We start from the raw sequence: 15591 nt of genomic DNA on the forward strand, positions 1-15591 counted from the left end.
ACCATTCTATATAGTTGTAGATGTTATATTTACATAGTATCAATAACTTGTTTTATTAAGTTTATAAACACACCATTGTTATTATTTTTATCCATAAATATTTCTCCTATTAAAATATTGACATCTATCATTATATCACAAAATGGATTAATTTGCTATATTAAGTTTAAGACATTTAATATATAGTATTGTTCTTTAATGTTTTGTTTATTTAATATGATGGGCATAAAAAAGCCACCTATTAAGGTGGCTATATATTATATAGTTTTGTTATCTATATTAAGCTTGGTATCGTTTTTATGGCATCATATTTCTGTTTAGCACTAGCACCTTCAGAGTAAACATCAAATGTAACTGTTCCCGTTTCATGCCCTACTATTGATGACAAGGTGAGGGGAGGGACGTTGTTATGGTGTAGTGTTGTAATTACGGTTCTTCGTATGCTATGAAAATTATGTGTGATTCCATAGCCTAGTGCTGTTTTAGCTCGCCCGAATTCTTTACTAATATTGTCTGATCTGATGCTATATTTATTTCCACCAGAGCTATGTATTAAATAACCGTGTATATCTACGTCTTTTATTAGTTGCTTAATGAGAGGTTTAATAGCAGGGTGGATAGGGACTATTCGTATACTCGCATCACTTTTACCTTGTTCTACATCTATAGAGGGTATGCCTTCCTCAAGAATAATATGTTCTGGTTTTAGCTTACAAATCTCTTCAATACGGAAACCGGTGTAGAAAGCTATTTTCATAGTATTCGCCACTTGATGTTTTTGTTTCTGTATTAGTAAGTCATATATAGGTTTTATTTCATTCAGTTTATAGGCTTTCCTGTTCTCTACTGCTTTCTGTCCTTTCTTTCTTTCTTTAGGTAATTCGTGTCCTAAGAACGGGTTTTCTTTAATGCTGTAGCGAGATTTATAATCAGCATCATATTTTGAAGCCCACTTGTGGAAATTTGATGCAGCATTTATATAATTCTTTTTTGTTTTGACACTTTTTTCAATGCTCTCAAGGAAGCTATGAAAAGTCTCAAATGAAATATCAAGTTCGTTTTCTTCTAGATATTTTCTAAGTGCTTTTAACTTTGATACAAAACCATCCACAGTTTTAAGAGTAAGACCTTTTATTTCAAGTTGATGTTTCGCAAATAATTCTAACTTTTTATCTGTAAATATTGTCTTCGGTGTGTATTTATTAGGATCTTTCATAATGCTTAATAGTTCTTCTGACTGTTTTTGATTAAATTTGCTATAGGTTATGTTTGAGAAGTTATCAAAATCGTTAAAGATTTTGGCTCTAAACTTTATGAATCCAATAATGAATTCCATATTTATTTCTGATATTTTTTGCTTGTGATCCGCTTTATATTCTTCTAGTTTTGCTAGCAGACTTTCTTTTTCATCCTTTCTATTTTCATACATTGTATCAATCATTGTAATACAGTTCATATAATCATTGTAAAAGTCATCTTCGCTGAAATTTGCTATGCCATTTACAGCATCCATTATGAGTTTTTCGTCAAACCCACTAATTTCTTTGCCCATTTCATGATGCATGTATTTATGAAATTCGAAGTCGCTAGGTGGTCTACCGTTCCTAGCCTGTTCGATTTGTCCCTTCCAAACAGATATGTACTGTAATTTGCGAATTTGAGCTTCGTTCTTATTGCCCGTTTTGAGCGATTTTGTTAGCTTCCTACGATTGCCAAAAGCTGGCCGAACGTCTTCAGGTAGCTCAAGCCGTACATGCCATGTCGATCCTTTCAAAATCAGGTTATCTGCCATGCTTTCCCCTCTCAGCCTTTCGTTATGCTAATTTGTCCCAATAATTTGTCCCAAAATAGCATAGAAACCGCATGGCACAAGCATTTCAACAACTTATTTGCTAAATCTTCGGGTCCCTGTCCCTCCGCCACCTCAATACTGAAAAGCCTCTGATTCGTCAGAGGCTTTTTTGTGCCTGCGATTTTTCGCGAAATCACCTACGAACATTTATTGAAACAATCAATGGGCTACACTGTTCGCCGTTGCCATTTCGAGTGCAACTATATTGCAGAAATTTCAATGATTTGAGATTTCTACGTTGTTGAGATACCTATTTTTTTGAGATGCCCATGTTCTTAAAGCTCTTCCTCTGGTTTATCCGGTTAATTATGTTCGCGATGGTGGTGGTAGCCTTGTTGCCATTAGTGCCTAGCGGTCAGTGGTGGGTCAGGGTGTGGGATTTTCCACGGCTGCAGTTAACCGCATTACTGGTTTTACCTCTGTTGCTTCTGGGGATGCATGCGTGGCTTAGTCGGCCACGTAAAGAGCACTTCGCTTTGCTAGCGGTGATCTTGGCGATTGGTAGCTGGCACTTGTGGCATATCTTGCCATTTACCTCCGTCTGGTCGACTGAAGTGCCTTCCGCCGAGATTCAACCAGATAAGCCACAGCCAACGGTGAAAGTCCTGACCGCCAATGTCACCTATAGCAACGATCATTACGCCGAAATACTGGCCATGGTTGAGCGTGAGGATCCTGACCTACTGCTACTGATTGAAGTGGACGATGCGTTAGACGAGGGCCTTGTACCGCTCGATGAGACGTATCCTTATCGTGTTGGGGAGGTGCGTGAGGAAGGACTCGGGATAGTGCTATGGTCACGTATTCCGCTGCTTGAACAGAGTGTTCAGCATTTGGTCTCAGAACGTCGGCCTTCGGTTTTTGCAACCCTGGATATGCCAGACATTGGCCCGGTACGATTTATTGGTGCTCACCCGGTGCCGCCGGGCCTGCAGGAGAGAAATGACAGCGAAGAGCGTCGGGACAGTAGCGAGCGCGATGCCGAGCTGATGCTGATCGCTCGGCATGTTCAGGATGACCCTGACAATCGCTGGATCGTTACCGGTGATTTTAATGATGTCGCATGGTCAGGCACAACCAAGCTTTTCGCCGATTTGAGCGACCTTAAAGACCCGCGCCGCGGCCGGCAACTGCTGAGTACTTATCACTCGGAGTATCCTTGGTGGCGTTATCCGATTGATCACCTGTTCGTCTCTGACGGGTTCCACCTAATCGATATTACCCGGGTGGCGGTCGCTGGCTCCGACCACTTCGGGATTTCAACGATACTCACCGCAGCCCAAAAAGATCAAGCGACGCCTGAAGCCTCTGAGGAGGAAGAGCAGGAAGCTGAAGAGATGGTCGAAGAGGGCGCCGAAGACGCCGCTGAGCACGATGCTGGTTCCTCCCAATCGGTGGAAGAATAACCTTCACTAAAAGCTGGAGATCGGTTATCTGGCGAGTTCCAGCACCGCTTTATCTCATGCTGTAGCGGTCTTGATAAGATGAAGATAGAGGGAGTCGAATTCGCCCGCCTGCTTTAGTTTGTTCCAGTCTGGTACGTGCATTTGCGTTTTTACGGTGCTGATCAAGCCATCAGCACGAAGCACTTGCAGTACTCGGTTTGTGTGAACCTGAGTGATTCCTGTGGCATCGGCTAGCTCAGCTTGGGTCGCAGGCATCTCAAACGTTCCATTCTCTGCTAGGCCGACTACCTTCAAACGCATTCTCAATTCACAGATTAGATGGGCGATTCGCGTGTAGGCGGGGCGCTGCCCGTTGTTTAATAGCCATTCGCGAAAGATGGAAGCGTGTACTAGCGTTTCACGCCAGAAGGCGGCGGTGAGTCGAGGGTAGCGCTCGCATAGTTGGCGCAAATCCTTGTGCTGAATAAAGCCGAGCTTGCATGGGCTGATTGAAGCAATATTAATATCTATCACTTTAAGGTGCAGGCTTTGCATATCTGGAACGTCACCAGGTACGTATAGGGAAAGTATCTGGCGCTTGCCCTCAGCGGTCACCTTGTACATGCAGGTAAAGCCCTCAAGGATCAGACAACACTGTGAGGGTTCATCACCCTCTCTGACTATGTCTTGATTCGTTTTAATGTCTACCAATTGAATCGGTAAAGCACTAATTGCTTGCTTCTCTTCAACGGAAAGAGGAAAGATACTCTCCATCTTCCGTATCATGAGTTCATGGGGTGTGGGGGCTAGTGTCGTCATGTTCGGTTTACATTCCTTTTAGCCAGCATTGGCGAGCAGTTCGCTCAGTTGGCGCTCGGAAAGCCGCGTATTTGCCATATAGTAAATGATGTCACCATCCATGAGTGGTCGGTCTGAAGCTGGGTTGAGCATACTGCCTTCGTCATCGTCCTGATTACTGGCAAGCCCAAGCATCGTGGCGTTGCAAACCTTTTTCGCTTGCATAAACAGATAACCAAAAGTTGCACCACTGGGTGGGTTGCTAAGTTTGGTTTGATACTGGGTAGCCCCGCGATCCACCGCAAGCAGCTCGTTGACCACCCGCGAAATGCCTGCATCAGACGCCGAGCGTACCAGCATTTCTAGCGCCAATGCTTGGGTGCACTCAATACCTGGCAAGGTGCGCCGTAGCATCGCCGCTGTGTCAGGATTTGCGCAGTGGGCAACCAGATGAGCGCCTTTGCCTTTGAGGCTGTAGGCACTCAGTGCGACGGTGGCCACCCGGTCATCGCTTGTGTCGTAAATAATAATACGACTAGCGTTCTCAACACCCGCGCGTTTGAGAAGATCCGCATTGGAAAAGCTTTCGCCTTTAATAAATTTCAAATCGGCAGGGCGGGGATTGCTCATCTCTTTGGTAACGCAGAGCACTATTTCATCAGGCAGGCTTTTATCGGCTTTGAGTATATCCAAAATGCGTTCTGTGGTTTCGCCATGCCAGCCGATGACTAAGGTATGGCCGGTAAGATGGCTAAAGTCACCTTTGCCTTGCATTTGTAGCCTCCAAAAAATTGAGAGCGTGACGGTGGCTTTACCAATCAACGCCGCAAATAATGAAATGCCGCCTGGAATAAGGTAAAGCGTAGTGATCCATTTGCCCGCTACCGTTTCAGGGCTAAAATCCCCAAAACCGACGGTGCTTGCAACCACGACGTAAAAATAAACCCAGTCTGTAAATGAATCGGCCATTGCTTCGCCGACCATTGAAAAAAGCACCCAGGTAGATCCCATATGTGCGAGCACTATAAGCAGTAAAAATGTCCACGAAATTTGAAGCGTTGACGCTTTGAGGACACGGAGCAGTCGCTGAATAACGGGCATAACGGTCTCTTACGGTGATGGTGTTACAGTTTATGGCGCTTAATGCGGGAGTCTGGGAGCTAGCGTCAGTCATCGTACGCTGAATGAACAAAAAAGGGTCGCTATTAGCGACCCTTTAATTTATTAATTACTTAAATCATAAATAGGTATTTATGCGAAACGCTTAGCGATCCAGGAAAATGCGCTGTCGGTCAGTGATTTTTTACCGTGATGTTCGCGATGCTGACTCCAGATCATACCGCCAGAAACAACCGCTAGGCTCATCAGCATTCCGGCAAGAATAAGTTCATTCATGGCTTACTTTCCTCATCTGAGGTTTTATCCCGCTCCACATAACCATAGCCGAACGACCCTACAAAGATCAAGAGTATACCCAGGCCTACCCCCATCCAAACATTATCGGTATTCAGGCTAGGGTTGGTAACCACCCAACCTGCTGTGAAGCAGGTGGCGACCACGATAACCCCGACGTTTCGGGTAGCTTCTAAAAACTGCTGGCGGGTCGCTCGGGCGCCGATTCTCCTGCGCACTGTCAGAGCCCTGCGTTCGTGTAGGCTCTTATTAAGCCTGGCACGCAGAGCCTCTTGCGGGTCTTTTCCATCATGCGGCTCTTTCACGCGCCCACCTGTTATTAAGCCAGCAACATCATTGTGAAGAGAACATTATTAAAAGCCTGCCTTATTTACTTGGGTTCCGCGTATGCAGTCGCCATAAACCATCGTGTCGCCAGCCTCTTCAGCGAGTTGGCGGCAGTCGGCCGTTCTGGAAGAAGTAGGGCCTGAGCTACAGCCTGCAAGCATAAAGGCCACAAGGCAGAGGGGCAGAAACGTTTTCATTGATAACTCCTTTTCAGCAAAAAATCCTTACGCCATGCAACATCATCGTTGATCAACGTGTTCGATGAACGACTTTTGGCAATTTTAATCTAGGGGCCACAGGTCCATAAACCATTAATAGTTGGTTGATCTGATCCAACGACCATTAACTCTGCGGGGTAGGGAGGCGATTCACCGCTCCCTTGTGGTTCGCCTGTTATGGAAACTTGAACAGCGTTGCCATCTCCTTCAAACGTGGCGCCACGTAACATGCCATCAAAGCCACCAGGGGCGCTGACAGGGTGAAGCTCGTTGTCTAGCTTGATGAGCCCTTTGGCAGGATCAGATGAGGCAACTACGCCCATTGCGATTAGTAGAACAGATTCGCTGTTAGTGGTGAAGGAGCAGCCAAGCTCACCTTGCAGTGAGGCGTTGCGCATATCATTTTCAGAAAGAGGCGCAAGGCGATGCTCGGGCGTGGTAGGGGTGGAGGCTTTTTGTCCTTCTGAACCGTTTCTATCATTTTCCTGCGTACAGGCCGCAAGCGAAAGGGCAGCCAACACACTAGCTAAAATAGCTTTATCAACGTTCATTGCTAATGTCTCCGGTTCCATGGATGAATTTACCTGCGGAACATCCTGTCGAATGAATATGTCCCACTAAAACACCTTACCACTAGGAAAATGAGCATGGATCGTATATTCGCATGGGATCACCACCACCGTCAGGTTGTTTACCGCATTCCTGGGCATAAGCATGAGGACGGCAGAGAAGACAGCGATCTATCACCTGTTTGGGTACCTGCGGAGGAGTCAGATTTACCGGAAGGGGTAACGGTTGAGGATTTGCGCGATGTTTCCGTTAAGGATGAGTAGCAGGTAGCTATGAGCTTTTAACTCTTTTTTATAAGCGTTATATAAAGACTTCCAAGGCGCTTTCTTGGCACATAAATAGATTGTGTTTGGCATGTTTTCGGCTACTATGCGATTAACATCTACCTCCTCTGGATATATCCTCATGTTAAAAGGTTTGATCGTCTGTTTTGCGGTGCTGTTTGCGCAATTGGCGGTACTGCATGTGATTGATGCTCGACTTTACAGTTCACCGCAAGATGCGCGTCAAGCAGCGGTGACAACAGTAACGCCGCACAAAGATGAGAAAGAAGACGAAGAAGAAGAAGAAGAAGAAGTACAGAGTTAAGCAGAGGTTATTTTTACATAGCGACATCAATAATAAGCCTCTAGCGGCACTCAGTGCCGCTAGAGCGTCGTTATTAAAGCATTTCGTCCAACCATTCATTAAAGGCTGCCCAGGAGCGTTGATCGGCGCGTTCGTGGTACGCATCGCTGTCAAACACGCTAAACGCGTGTGGCGCACCTGAATAAATGCCTACCTCGTAAGTAACACCCGCAGTTTCTAGTTCATCTGCCAGAGTGGCAACGTCATCCAAGCTCACTGAAGTGTCTGCACCACCATGGGCGATGAAGATAGGCGGTGTTTCACTTGTGTAAGCTTGACCATCGGGTGTCGTTAGCCCGCCATGGAAGCTGCTATAAGCCGCAATATTTTCAGCCTCGCCGGAACGAGCAATCTCAAGCGCCACCGCACCACCAAAACAGTATCCCATTATCACCGTTTGTTCAGCCGCGCCTTGTTCTCTTGCTTGCGCTAAACCGCCCAGTGTTAAGGTGCGCATGCGCTCCCGATCTTGGTACAGGCGGTTAGTCGCGGCTCGCTTATCGTCTACTGCCTGGGGGCGATTACCTTCACCGTAGAGATCGACAGCAAATACGTCATAGCCCTCATCGGCGAGCATATCAGCGCGTTGGCGCTCGTAGTCGTCTAATCCATCCCAGTCGTGAACGATGAGTACGCTGCCCTTGGGGGAGTCTCCTCCCGAAACGAAATAACCCTGGAAAACCTCTTCATTCACACTATACGGAATATCGTCACCCGCCGGTGTAAAGGCGAAAGCAGGTAGTGTCACTGCGAAAAGTGTTAACGCACTGGTAGAAAGAGGGATTTTATTCATTGTTTCAGTGTCCAATTGGGTGTTCAGGAAGCATAGACAATGCTTTTAGAACTGATTCAACGTTGAATAACCATTTGTGGGCAAGACGGTACGAGAAAGACAAAGGCTTGCGTCTGGAACTCGGTAACGGCATCCTTGTCAGTTGTTGGAAATACCATTAGGGAGCATGAACACATGGCTTACAACGATTTGCGTACGGCACGTCCTCAGTCGAGCGGCGTTGCTAACAGCGTTAGCACTAACAAGGTGTTACGTAACACATACGCGCTACTGGCAATGACACTGCTGTTCTCAGCGGTAACGGCTGGCGCAGCTGTGGCTCTAGGTATTCAACAAATGAACATTTTTGTGTTCTTTATTGGTGCTTATGGCCTGATGTTTCTGGTACACAAAACGGCTAATTCTGCAGCTGGCTTGTTAGCAACATTTGCGTTTACTGGCTTTATGGGCTTTACGTTAGGTCCGATTTTGTCAGCTTACCTAACGCTACCTAATGGCGGTGCATTGATTATGAATGCATTGGCCATGACAGGTCTGACGTTTGTTGGTTTGTCAGCTGTTGCGCTAACGACCAAGAAAGACTTTAGCTTCTTAAGCAATTTCCTGATGGCCGGTGCCATCGTGCTGATTCTTGCCATGGTCGCAGGAATCTTCTTCAACATTCCTGCGCTATCGCTGATGGTGTCTGCAGGTTTCGTACTGTTTGCATCAGCCGCGATCCTGTATCAAACCAGTGAGATTATTCACCGTGCTGGCGAGACCAATTACATTCTCGCCACCGTGACGCTCTACGTATCCATCTACAACTTGTTTGTTAGCTTGTTGTCGATTCTGGGTATTATGAGCAACGACTGATCTCAAGCAGAGCTAGAGGTAATGACAGACCCTTTTTAGGGTCTGTCTTTTTTTAGGGCAAATGTCATTAGGTATCAAGATGATGCAGTACGGCTTATTGGTGATGGGCGCACCCTATAGCAGCCCTGCACCACACTCTGCATTGCGCTTCGCCCATGCCGTTCTAGACCGTGGGCATCAGGTTGCAGGCGTGTTTTTCTACCACGACGGGGTTCATAATGCCTCTTCATTAATGGCACCGCCCCAGGACGAACTGAATCTGCATGACGCCTGGATCGAGCTGCACCAGCAGCATGCAATTCCACTAGACGTATGTATCGCCGCTGCATTGCGTCGCGGTCTAATGAGCGAGTCGGAAGCGCAACGTCATGGTAAACAGGCATTCAATATTGCATCTCCTTTTGAGCTAACCGGTCTTGGCCAACTCCTTGAGCTACAGCAACGCTCAGCCCGCTTCATTACTTTTGCTTGAAAGGAGAACCCATGGCGGCAACGAATGCATTATTAGTGATTATTCGCCACGCTCCCCATAGTTCAAATTGGTTACGAGAAGGGCTTGATGCCGCATTGGTCGCTGCAGCTTTTGGGCAGCCTGTGCATTTATTGTTTATGGGGAAAGGTATACTGGCATTGCTAAAAGAGCAGGGCAGTGGTGCTCCGGGTCAAAAGGCGACGCTACCTACTATCGATATGCTTGAAATGTACGATATCGACAAACTTTGGGTGACAAAAGAGGCGCTTCAAAATATGCATTTAAGCACTGATTCGCTGGTAGATGGCGTTACTCTAATAGCAGAGCGGGAAGTCGCCGGGTTACTGCAGCAACACACCAAAATACTTAATTTTTAGTGAGGCCATTATGATTCTGCACATCCTCACCAAAGCACCTGGCAGTAGTGCCGCCCTCCAAATGCAGCAAGCAGTAGCAGGACAGGACTCGGTAGTACTGATAGAAGAGGCCGTTACGGCAGCACTTGATCCCACGTGGAAGGCTTGGCAACAGTGCCAATCGCGTATTTACCTGTTGTCTGAAGACCTGCTCGCCCGTGGGCTTGCCACTATTGCCGTGGACAATCAGTTACCCACGCTTGAAATGGGTGGCTTTATCTCGCTTACTGAGAAGTATGAAAAGAGTGTTACCTGGTACTAATGATGTCAGATCAAAAAATATACCGTTATCTTGATTCACAAAAAAAATGGGCTCTAGATCCTGAAGGATATCTTGTTGATCAATTCAAATGGGACGAAACGGCTGCTAATTTAATGGCCGAAGAGGAAGAGTTAACGTTAACGCCTGAGCACTGGGAAATAATTCATGTCGCCCGGGATTTTTACCAGCGCTATGAAATGGCACCGGCGATGAGGCCACTCGTAAAAGCGACGAAAAATGCGCTAGGGGAAGAGAAGGGTCGTTCAATTTATCTGATGCAGCTCTTTCCCGGTAGCCCGCCAAAGCGAATTGCTCGTTTAGCAGGGCTGCCAAAGCCTACCAACTGCCTGTGACACTTACTTATTTGCGTTTGCTAGGCAGCATCGCCACGGGTACACACTGATAGTACCACCGCGTCGTCCTGGCTGGTGGAAACAAGTGCATGGCCCATATCGCTATCAAAATAGATGCTGTCACCTTCCGCCAGTACAAGTGGGGCGTAGAACTCGGTATACAGCATAATATCGCCATGCAGCACTATCAAAAACTCTTCGCCATCGTGGCGTACCCACTGGTGATACTCATCAAAACTGCGTGCGCGCACGATGGTTTTAAAAGGGATCATGCGCTTTTGGGCTAACTGGTGACCCAGCAGTTCATGCTCGTAGGTTGGCGTGGGGTGTAATTGCCCTTTGCCTTTACGGGTTAGATCGCGCCGCCCCATGGTGTAACGCTCTCGTTTAGGAGGCGTAAGAAGCTGAGGAAGGTCAATATTGAGCCCGGTGGTGAGCTTCTGCACAACGCTAAAGGTGGGTGAAACTTGGTCATTCTCTATTTTAGAAAGCGTCGAGCGGGCAAGTCCTGTGCGCTGGCTAACATCTTCCAATGTCCACTGATTGGCAAGGCGGATTTGCTTGAGGCGTTCACCCAGGCGCAGTGGCTCAACAAAGGGTTTGCTGCCCGATGCGATACGCAGCGCGGCGTGCTCTTCAGAAGTGGCGGTCATAGGTTGTCACAGTGGCTGCATTCGCTTGGGGCAATTTAAAACGCGCATGATACCACAGCCCAAATACCTACCGTCGAGCAGGTCTGCAGGAAGCATGCACTAAGGTACTTCCGCAAAAGGTAGCCCCAACAGCGCTTTTATATGTGCTTCTACACCACTGGCTAATGACTTAGGGTTATAGCCCCCCTCAAGCACCGAAACAAGGCGATTTTCCGCATACAGTGTAGCGATCTCCATGGCCATATGCGTGATCCAATAGAACTCCTCATCTTCAAGGCAGATATCACCCATTGGATCGTCACGATGAGCGTCGAAACCGGCAGATATCATTACCAAGTCGGGTTTGAACGCGTGTAGGGCAGGAAGCCAGTGATTTTCAATAATGCGCCTAAACTCAGGCCCATCTGTACCTACTTCCAGCGGTGTGTTGACCACGTTTTGCCACTCGCTACGTAAATAGCGCCAGGGATAAAACGGATATTGGAAACTGGTGCAGATCAACACCTCAGGATCGTTTTTGAAGATATCGATGGTGCCATTACACTGATGCACATCGAAATCCAGAATAGCGATACGTTTGGCGCCATACTTAGCACGTGCGTGAGCGGCACCCACGGCAATATTGTTATAAAAGCAGAACCCCATGGCATCGCTTGCTTCAGCATGATGCCCGGGCGGCCTTACTGCACAAAATACGTTATCCGCCTGACGTTTAAATACCTGATCAACGCCACGAATGACCGCCCCGGCAGCTACTCGCGCAGCTTGCAGGCTATTAGGGTTCATCATGGTATCGCTATCCAGGGTAACAATGCCTTCAGCAGGTAAACACTTTTCTAAGGCGCGTAGATGGCGCAAGGGGTGTACCCTAGCCAGAGCTTCTTCACAGGCTTCTTTGGCATCTGCCTGCATGGTCTGCTGTAATAGGCCTGCAAGCGATAGGCGAGCGCGAATAGCCTCCAGACGCTGAGGGCTTTCAGGATGTTCCGGCCCCATGTGGTGCAATGAACAGTCTGGGTGGGTAAGGTAGGCGGTAATCATTCCAACGCTCCATTATTATTGATGCCACCTTAATCGCCTCCATGCCCTACGCGACAGTGTCAATAAGTCGTACAGCCGCTATTTATGTCAGGGGAGACTCATTCGTGAGCACGCGCTTTTTACACCATTTCTTCGAACCTCGTACACTAGCGGTGTTTGGCGCCTCTGAAAAGCCCGCATCGCTGGGTGGTTTGGTGCTGAGAAATATTCAAGAGGGCGGCTTTAAGGGCCCGCTATGGGCGGTCAATCTCAAAGGCTACTCCCAGGTCTTTGGCGTGCCGTGTTTTAGCCGTGTGAGTGAGTTACCCGAGGTGCCTGATTTAGCCGTTGTCTGCTCACCGATTGAAGGCGTACCTAGTCTGATCAAAAAACTAGGCCAGCACGGTGTTAAAGCAGCGCTTGTGCTTTCCGGTGGCGCCTATTTGGATCGCGACAAGGGTAATAAAGGCTCAATACGAGAGCGGATGCTAAGCGCAGCACGGATATCGGGTATACGTGTGCTGGGGCCGGAGTGCATGGGGCTGATTGTCCCGGGTAAAAAGCTCAACGCCTCTTATGCCAGTCAACCGGTAAAAGCGGGGCGCGTTGCCTATCTGGGCCAGTCAGGCATGCTCGCCAATGCCATGATCGATTGGGCCGCGGGGCGTGATGTAGGTTTTTCCCACCTGATTACGGTGGGCGATAGCGTTGATGTACTGCTACCGGACCTGATTGATTACGTTAATCAGTTTTCCCCCGCTCAGGCCATCTTGCTGCACTTGGAGCGAATCAGCGACGCCCAGCACTTTATGACCGCCGTACGTGATGCTTCAAGAAACCGTTTGGTTTTGGCAATCAAAAGCGGCCGTACGCCGGAGTCAGATATTTCCGGCATGGCGCCTACGCCAGGCATCGCTAACCGTGATGTGGTGTTTGATGCCGCCTTTGCCAGGGCAGGTGTGGTCAGGGTTGATGACTCTGATGAACTGCTTGATGCACTGGAAACCCTCTCGCGGATGAAGCCCTTGAAAGGGGACCGCTTAGCCATTGTCTCTAATGGCTTGGGGCCTGCCATGCTCGCTATTGATAAGCTGATTAGTGCGGGCGGTAAATTGGCCGAATTCAGCGCCGAAACTCGGGCCGCGTTGCACCGTAGTGAAGTCGACATGAGCAAACCGGGCGAAAACCCAGTGGACCTGGGCGGTAACGCCTCGCCAGAGCGGTTTGTCCAAGCGCTGGAGATTGTCGCCGCCGACGCGAACGTCGATGCCGTGCTAGTCGTACACGCACCTACACGCATGGCTCCATCGCTAGTGACGGCCCAAGCCTTGATCGATAACCGTAAGAAATTTCGCCGCAACCTGCTTACCAGTTGGATGGGACTAAAAGAGGCGCTCAATGCCCGCCACGCCTGTAATTTAGCCGGCATTCCGACCTATATTTCGCCGGAAAAAGCCGTTAAGGCGTTTATGCATATGGTGATTTATCAGCGTGTACAGGCGCTGTTGCAGGAGATTCCTCCTAGCCTGCCGTTTTCCACCAGCCCAGAAATACGTGCCCAGTGCCGCACACTGATCAAGCAGGCAAAAGAGCAGGGCAGGCAGACGTTAACCCATTCTGAAACGGCTCAAGTACTTGAGGCTTATGGCATCCCCACGGCACCCAGCGTGTATTTGGCTACCCCTGAGGATGCACTGGCCAGGGCAGCCGATATTCCCGGTACCAAAGCGCTCAAAGTCGTTCATGAAGGCAACTGCCGCCCTTACCGCTACCGTAAGCACCCGCATAAAATTTCGGCGGGCTTGTTACAGGATTTAGAGACGCCTGAGCAGGTAGCAGAAGGGGTGCGCCAATTGGGCGAAAAAGTGTTTGAGAAGTTTCCTGAATATGCGATTCGGGAATACTGTTTGCAGCCAATGCAGCGTGGCAAGCATTCAATGCAGATATGCGCCGGTATTACTCGCGATCCGGTTTTCGGCCCGCTGATCGTGTTTGGGATTGGCGGGTATAAAGTTAACGTGCTGGCGGATCGCCAAGTCGCCTTGCCGCCGCTCAACATGAGCCTGGCCGCCGATGTTGTTGGCAGGACTCACGCAGCCTCGTTAATCCGGGAGCACTCCGCTGATCCAGAGCGTGATATACAGCACTTGTGCCAAATGCTTGTGAAGCTGTCGCAAATGGCCTCCGACCTGAGCGATCTGCGTGGCTTGGAAGTGAATCCACTATTGCTCAACCGCGATGGCATGGTGGCGGTTGATTTCGCCATGGATCTTGGCACGCCGTCGCGTTTCGCCATCATGCCGTACCCTGAAGAGCTGCGTGAATGGGTAACCCTTAAAAACGGTTGGCAGGTTGAGGTAAGGCCAATTCGTGCCGAAGACGCCCACCTTATTACCACGTTTCACCGCCAGCTCTCGGAAGAGAGTATTCGTTTCCGCTACTTCCACAACAAATCGAATTTAACCCAGCGAGATTTATCGATTCTCTCGCATATCAATTACGACCGTCAGATGGCGTTCATTGCTGAATATTTAGGCGATGATGGCAGTAAAGAGATGCTGGGAGTGGTGCGGGTTTGGAACGATCCGGATAATATTCGCACTGAGTTTTCAGTAATTATCCGAGATGATTTGCAGGGGCTGGGAATTGGCAGCCTGTTGATGAAGAAAATGATCGATTACTGCACCAACATTGGCACGCTGGAGATGATTGGCAAGATTATGGTCGATAACCATCCGATGCGTGCGCTCATGAAACACTTGGGCTTTAAATGCCGTTACAACATGGAGGAGCAGGTGATTGATGCCGTGCTGCGCCTCAATGAACCCGAAAGTGAATGGCAGCGGCACCGGCTGGAAAGCCTGCCAGACTAAGCGCTTTAGCCTCAAAGGCCTGCATGCTCATCGGCAGGCCTTGATCAATGTGGCTTATGGCGCCATGCGGAAGCGGCTCCATTCGCCACCGTCGCGGCGCTCAAAGCGCAACCGGTCGTGCAGGCGGCTGGGCTGTCCCTGCCAGAATTCGATCATTTCCGGATCGACGCGATAGCCACCCCAATGAATCGGGCGAGGAATATCCTGACCATCGTAGGCTTGTTCAAATCGCTTTTGACGCTCCTCAATCCAATTGCGACCAGGAATCACCACGCTTTGTGTGGCAATCCAGGCACCAAGCTGACTGCCCCGAGGGCGGCTGGCAAAGTACTCATCAGACTCATCGGCAGACACCTGCTCAACCGGGCCCTCGATACGTACCTGACGGGAGAGTGAAGGCCACCAGAAGGTCATTGCAGCGTAAGGGACGTTGCTTAACTCGCTACCCTTGTGGCTATGGTAGTTGGTGAAAAATACCATGCCGCGTTCATCAAACCCTTTAAGCAATACTACCCGGGCGTGGGGTCTGCCCTGACTGTCAACGGTGGCCAGCGTCATGGCATTACCATCTTTGCCCTCTTTTTCCAGTGCTAGAGTGAACCACTCATCAAATAACACGAATGGATCGTCAGGTGCCTGGGACTCGTCAAGCCTGCCGCCTTCATAATCACGCCTGATATCGGCTATATTACGTGTCATCGAAT

The 15591-nt window shown here is 48.8% G+C and carries 20 protein-coding genes; 9 read left to right on the forward strand and 11 right to left on the reverse strand.

What is annotated here, in order from left to right; translation table 11 throughout:
• Positions 1-274 precede the first annotated feature (274 nt).
• Positions 275-1792, reverse strand: a complete 1518-nt coding sequence (locus tag MLE19_RS17585; protein ID WP_240719434.1) for a tyrosine-type recombinase/integrase — start codon at positions 1790-1792, stop codon at positions 275-277.
• A 329-nt stretch (positions 1793-2121) separates the two neighbouring features.
• On the opposite strand from MLE19_RS17585, the gene MLE19_RS17590 reads away from it, so the two are divergent.
• The gene (locus MLE19_RS17590) at positions 2122-3258 is read left to right on the forward strand and encodes an endonuclease/exonuclease/phosphatase family protein (protein ID WP_240719435.1); all 1137 of its coding nucleotides are present in this window, start codon (positions 2122-2124) and stop codon (positions 3256-3258) included.
• Between the two features lie 54 nt (positions 3259-3312).
• Here the strand turns inward: MLE19_RS17590 and MLE19_RS17595 are convergent, their stop codons facing one another.
• The 6 genes from MLE19_RS17595 to MLE19_RS17620 all read right to left on the reverse strand — a co-directional run bounded on the left by MLE19_RS17595 (position 3313) and on the right by MLE19_RS17620 (position 6544).
• Complete coding sequence (locus MLE19_RS17595) at positions 3313-4056, reverse strand: Crp/Fnr family transcriptional regulator (protein ID WP_240719436.1); 744 nt, start codon at positions 4054-4056, stop codon at positions 3313-3315.
• An 18-nt stretch (positions 4057-4074) separates the two neighbouring features.
• The gene (locus MLE19_RS17600) at positions 4075-5136 is read right to left on the reverse strand and encodes a potassium channel family protein (protein ID WP_240719437.1); all 1062 of its coding nucleotides are present in this window, start codon (positions 5134-5136) and stop codon (positions 4075-4077) included.
• 150 nt (positions 5137-5286) lie between these two features.
• Positions 5287-5430: a hypothetical protein gene (locus MLE19_RS17605; protein ID WP_240719438.1), complete on the reverse strand. Its 144-nt coding sequence runs from the start codon at positions 5428-5430 to the stop codon at positions 5287-5289.
• Complete coding sequence (locus MLE19_RS17610; RefSeq protein ID WP_240719439.1) at positions 5427-5753, reverse strand: hypothetical protein; 327 nt, start codon at positions 5751-5753, stop codon at positions 5427-5429. The genes MLE19_RS17605 and MLE19_RS17610 overlap by 4 nt, the downstream gene beginning before the upstream one ends.
• A 48-nt stretch (positions 5754-5801) precedes the next feature.
• Positions 5802-5972, reverse strand: coding sequence for a hypothetical protein (locus MLE19_RS17615; protein WP_240719440.1), 171 nt, complete (start codon positions 5970-5972; stop codon positions 5802-5804).
• Between the two features lie 89 nt (positions 5973-6061).
• Entirely contained in the window at positions 6062-6544 is a 483-nt protein-coding gene (locus tag MLE19_RS17620; RefSeq protein ID WP_240719441.1) for a hypothetical protein, read from the reverse strand.
• Positions 6545-6640: 96 nt separating this feature from the next.
• On the opposite strand from MLE19_RS17620, the gene MLE19_RS17625 reads away from it, so the two are divergent.
• A complete protein-coding gene (locus MLE19_RS17625; protein WP_240719442.1) occupies positions 6641-6826 on the forward strand; it encodes a hypothetical protein in 186 nt (61 codons plus the stop codon).
• Positions 6827-6968: 142 nt separating this feature from the next.
• The gene (locus MLE19_RS17630; protein WP_240719443.1) at positions 6969-7151 is read left to right on the forward strand and encodes a hypothetical protein; all 183 of its coding nucleotides are present in this window, start codon (positions 6969-6971) and stop codon (positions 7149-7151) included.
• A gap of 73 nt (positions 7152-7224) precedes the next feature.
• Here the strand turns inward: MLE19_RS17630 and MLE19_RS17635 are convergent, their stop codons facing one another.
• Entirely contained in the window at positions 7225-7983 is a 759-nt protein-coding gene (locus tag MLE19_RS17635) for a dienelactone hydrolase family protein (protein WP_240719444.1), read from the reverse strand.
• 174 nt (positions 7984-8157) lie between these two features.
• Here MLE19_RS17635 and MLE19_RS17640 point away from each other — a divergent pair, with 174 nt between their 5' ends.
• The 5 genes from MLE19_RS17640 (at position 8158) to MLE19_RS17660 (ending at position 10341) form a co-directional block, all read left to right on the forward strand.
• The gene (locus MLE19_RS17640) at positions 8158-8838 is read left to right on the forward strand and encodes a Bax inhibitor-1/YccA family protein (RefSeq protein WP_035579348.1); all 681 of its coding nucleotides are present in this window, start codon (positions 8158-8160) and stop codon (positions 8836-8838) included.
• Between the two features lie 82 nt (positions 8839-8920).
• On the forward strand, positions 8921-9310 hold the full coding sequence (gene tusD, locus MLE19_RS17645) for a sulfurtransferase complex subunit TusD (RefSeq protein ID WP_240719515.1): 390 nt from the start codon (positions 8921-8923) through the stop codon (positions 9308-9310).
• Between the two features lie 11 nt (positions 9311-9321).
• On the forward strand, positions 9322-9687 hold the full coding sequence (tusC, locus tag MLE19_RS17650; protein ID WP_240719445.1) for a sulfurtransferase complex subunit TusC: 366 nt from the start codon (positions 9322-9324) through the stop codon (positions 9685-9687).
• A gap of 10 nt (positions 9688-9697) precedes the next feature.
• Complete coding sequence (gene tusB / locus MLE19_RS17655; RefSeq protein ID WP_240719446.1) at positions 9698-9988, forward strand: sulfurtransferase complex subunit TusB; 291 nt, start codon at positions 9698-9700, stop codon at positions 9986-9988.
• Positions 9989-9990: 2 nt separating this feature from the next.
• Entirely contained in the window at positions 9991-10341 is a 351-nt protein-coding gene (locus MLE19_RS17660; protein ID WP_240719447.1) for a TusE/DsrC/DsvC family sulfur relay protein, read from the forward strand.
• 20 nt (positions 10342-10361) lie between these two features.
• On the opposite strand, the gene MLE19_RS17665 is transcribed toward MLE19_RS17660, so the two are convergent.
• Positions 10362-10994, reverse strand: a complete 633-nt coding sequence (locus tag MLE19_RS17665; RefSeq protein WP_240719448.1) for a helix-turn-helix domain-containing protein — start codon at positions 10992-10994, stop codon at positions 10362-10364.
• Positions 10995-11093: 99 nt separating this feature from the next.
• Positions 11094-12035, reverse strand: coding sequence for a histone deacetylase family protein (locus MLE19_RS17670; protein WP_240719449.1), 942 nt, complete (start codon positions 12033-12035; stop codon positions 11094-11096).
• A gap of 104 nt (positions 12036-12139) precedes the next feature.
• Here MLE19_RS17670 and MLE19_RS17675 point away from each other — a divergent pair, with 104 nt between their 5' ends.
• Positions 12140-14887 (forward strand): GNAT family N-acetyltransferase, encoded by a 2748-nt coding sequence (locus MLE19_RS17675; RefSeq protein ID WP_240719450.1) that lies wholly within the window; start codon positions 12140-12142, stop codon positions 14885-14887.
• A gap of 54 nt (positions 14888-14941) precedes the next feature.
• On the opposite strand, the gene pdxH is transcribed toward MLE19_RS17675, so the two are convergent.
• Complete coding sequence (gene pdxH, locus MLE19_RS17680) at positions 14942-15586, reverse strand: pyridoxamine 5'-phosphate oxidase (protein WP_240719451.1); 645 nt, start codon at positions 15584-15586, stop codon at positions 14942-14944.
• Positions 15587-15591 lie beyond the last annotated feature (5 nt).

It is taken from the genome of Vreelandella neptunia, from assembly GCF_022489065.1.
In the GTDB taxonomy this organism is placed as follows: domain Bacteria; phylum Pseudomonadota; class Gammaproteobacteria; order Pseudomonadales; family Halomonadaceae; genus Vreelandella; species Vreelandella neptunia_A.

What these genes read in the sequence shown, in the direction of transcription:
- MLE19_RS17585 (WP_240719434.1), bottom strand. Translation starts at nt 1,792, where the DNA reads ATGGCAGATAACCTGATTTTGAAAGGATCGACATGGCATGTACGGCTT.
- MLE19_RS17590 (WP_240719435.1), top strand. Translation starts at nt 2,122, where the DNA reads ATGTTCTTAAAGCTCTTCCTCTGGTTTATCCGGTTAATTATGTTCGCG.
- MLE19_RS17595 (WP_240719436.1), bottom strand. Translation starts at nt 4,056, where the DNA reads ATGACGACACTAGCCCCCACACCCCATGAACTCATGATACGGAAGATG.
- MLE19_RS17600 (WP_240719437.1), bottom strand. Translation starts at nt 5,136, where the DNA reads ATGCCCGTTATTCAGCGACTGCTCCGTGTCCTCAAAGCGTCAACGCTT.
- MLE19_RS17605 (WP_240719438.1), bottom strand. Translation starts at nt 5,430, where the DNA reads ATGAATGAACTTATTCTTGCCGGAATGCTGATGAGCCTAGCGGTTGTT.
- MLE19_RS17615 (WP_240719440.1), bottom strand. Translation starts at nt 5,972, where the DNA reads ATGAAAACGTTTCTGCCCCTCTGCCTTGTGGCCTTTATGCTTGCAGGC.
- MLE19_RS17620 (WP_240719441.1), bottom strand. Translation starts at nt 6,544, where the DNA reads ATGAACGTTGATAAAGCTATTTTAGCTAGTGTGTTGGCTGCCCTTTCG.
- MLE19_RS17625 (WP_240719442.1), top strand. Translation starts at nt 6,641, where the DNA reads ATGGATCGTATATTCGCATGGGATCACCACCACCGTCAGGTTGTTTAC.
- MLE19_RS17630 (WP_240719443.1), top strand. Translation starts at nt 6,969, where the DNA reads ATGTTAAAAGGTTTGATCGTCTGTTTTGCGGTGCTGTTTGCGCAATTG.
- MLE19_RS17635 (WP_240719444.1), bottom strand. Translation starts at nt 7,983, where the DNA reads ATGAATAAAATCCCTCTTTCTACCAGTGCGTTAACACTTTTCGCAGTG.
- MLE19_RS17640 (WP_035579348.1), top strand. Translation starts at nt 8,158, where the DNA reads ATGGCTTACAACGATTTGCGTACGGCACGTCCTCAGTCGAGCGGCGTT.
- tusD (WP_240719515.1), top strand. Translation starts at nt 8,921, where the DNA reads ATGCAGTACGGCTTATTGGTGATGGGCGCACCCTATAGCAGCCCTGCA.
- tusC (WP_240719445.1), top strand. Translation starts at nt 9,322, where the DNA reads ATGGCGGCAACGAATGCATTATTAGTGATTATTCGCCACGCTCCCCAT.
- tusB (WP_240719446.1), top strand. Translation starts at nt 9,698, where the DNA reads ATGATTCTGCACATCCTCACCAAAGCACCTGGCAGTAGTGCCGCCCTC.
- MLE19_RS17660 (WP_240719447.1), top strand. Translation starts at nt 9,991, where the DNA reads ATGTCAGATCAAAAAATATACCGTTATCTTGATTCACAAAAAAAATGG.
- MLE19_RS17665 (WP_240719448.1), bottom strand. Translation starts at nt 10,994, where the DNA reads ATGACCGCCACTTCTGAAGAGCACGCCGCGCTGCGTATCGCATCGGGC.
- MLE19_RS17670 (WP_240719449.1), bottom strand. Translation starts at nt 12,035, where the DNA reads ATGATTACCGCCTACCTTACCCACCCAGACTGTTCATTGCACCACATG.
- pdxH (WP_240719451.1), bottom strand. Translation starts at nt 15,586, where the DNA reads ATGACACGTAATATAGCCGATATCAGGCGTGATTATGAAGGCGGCAGG.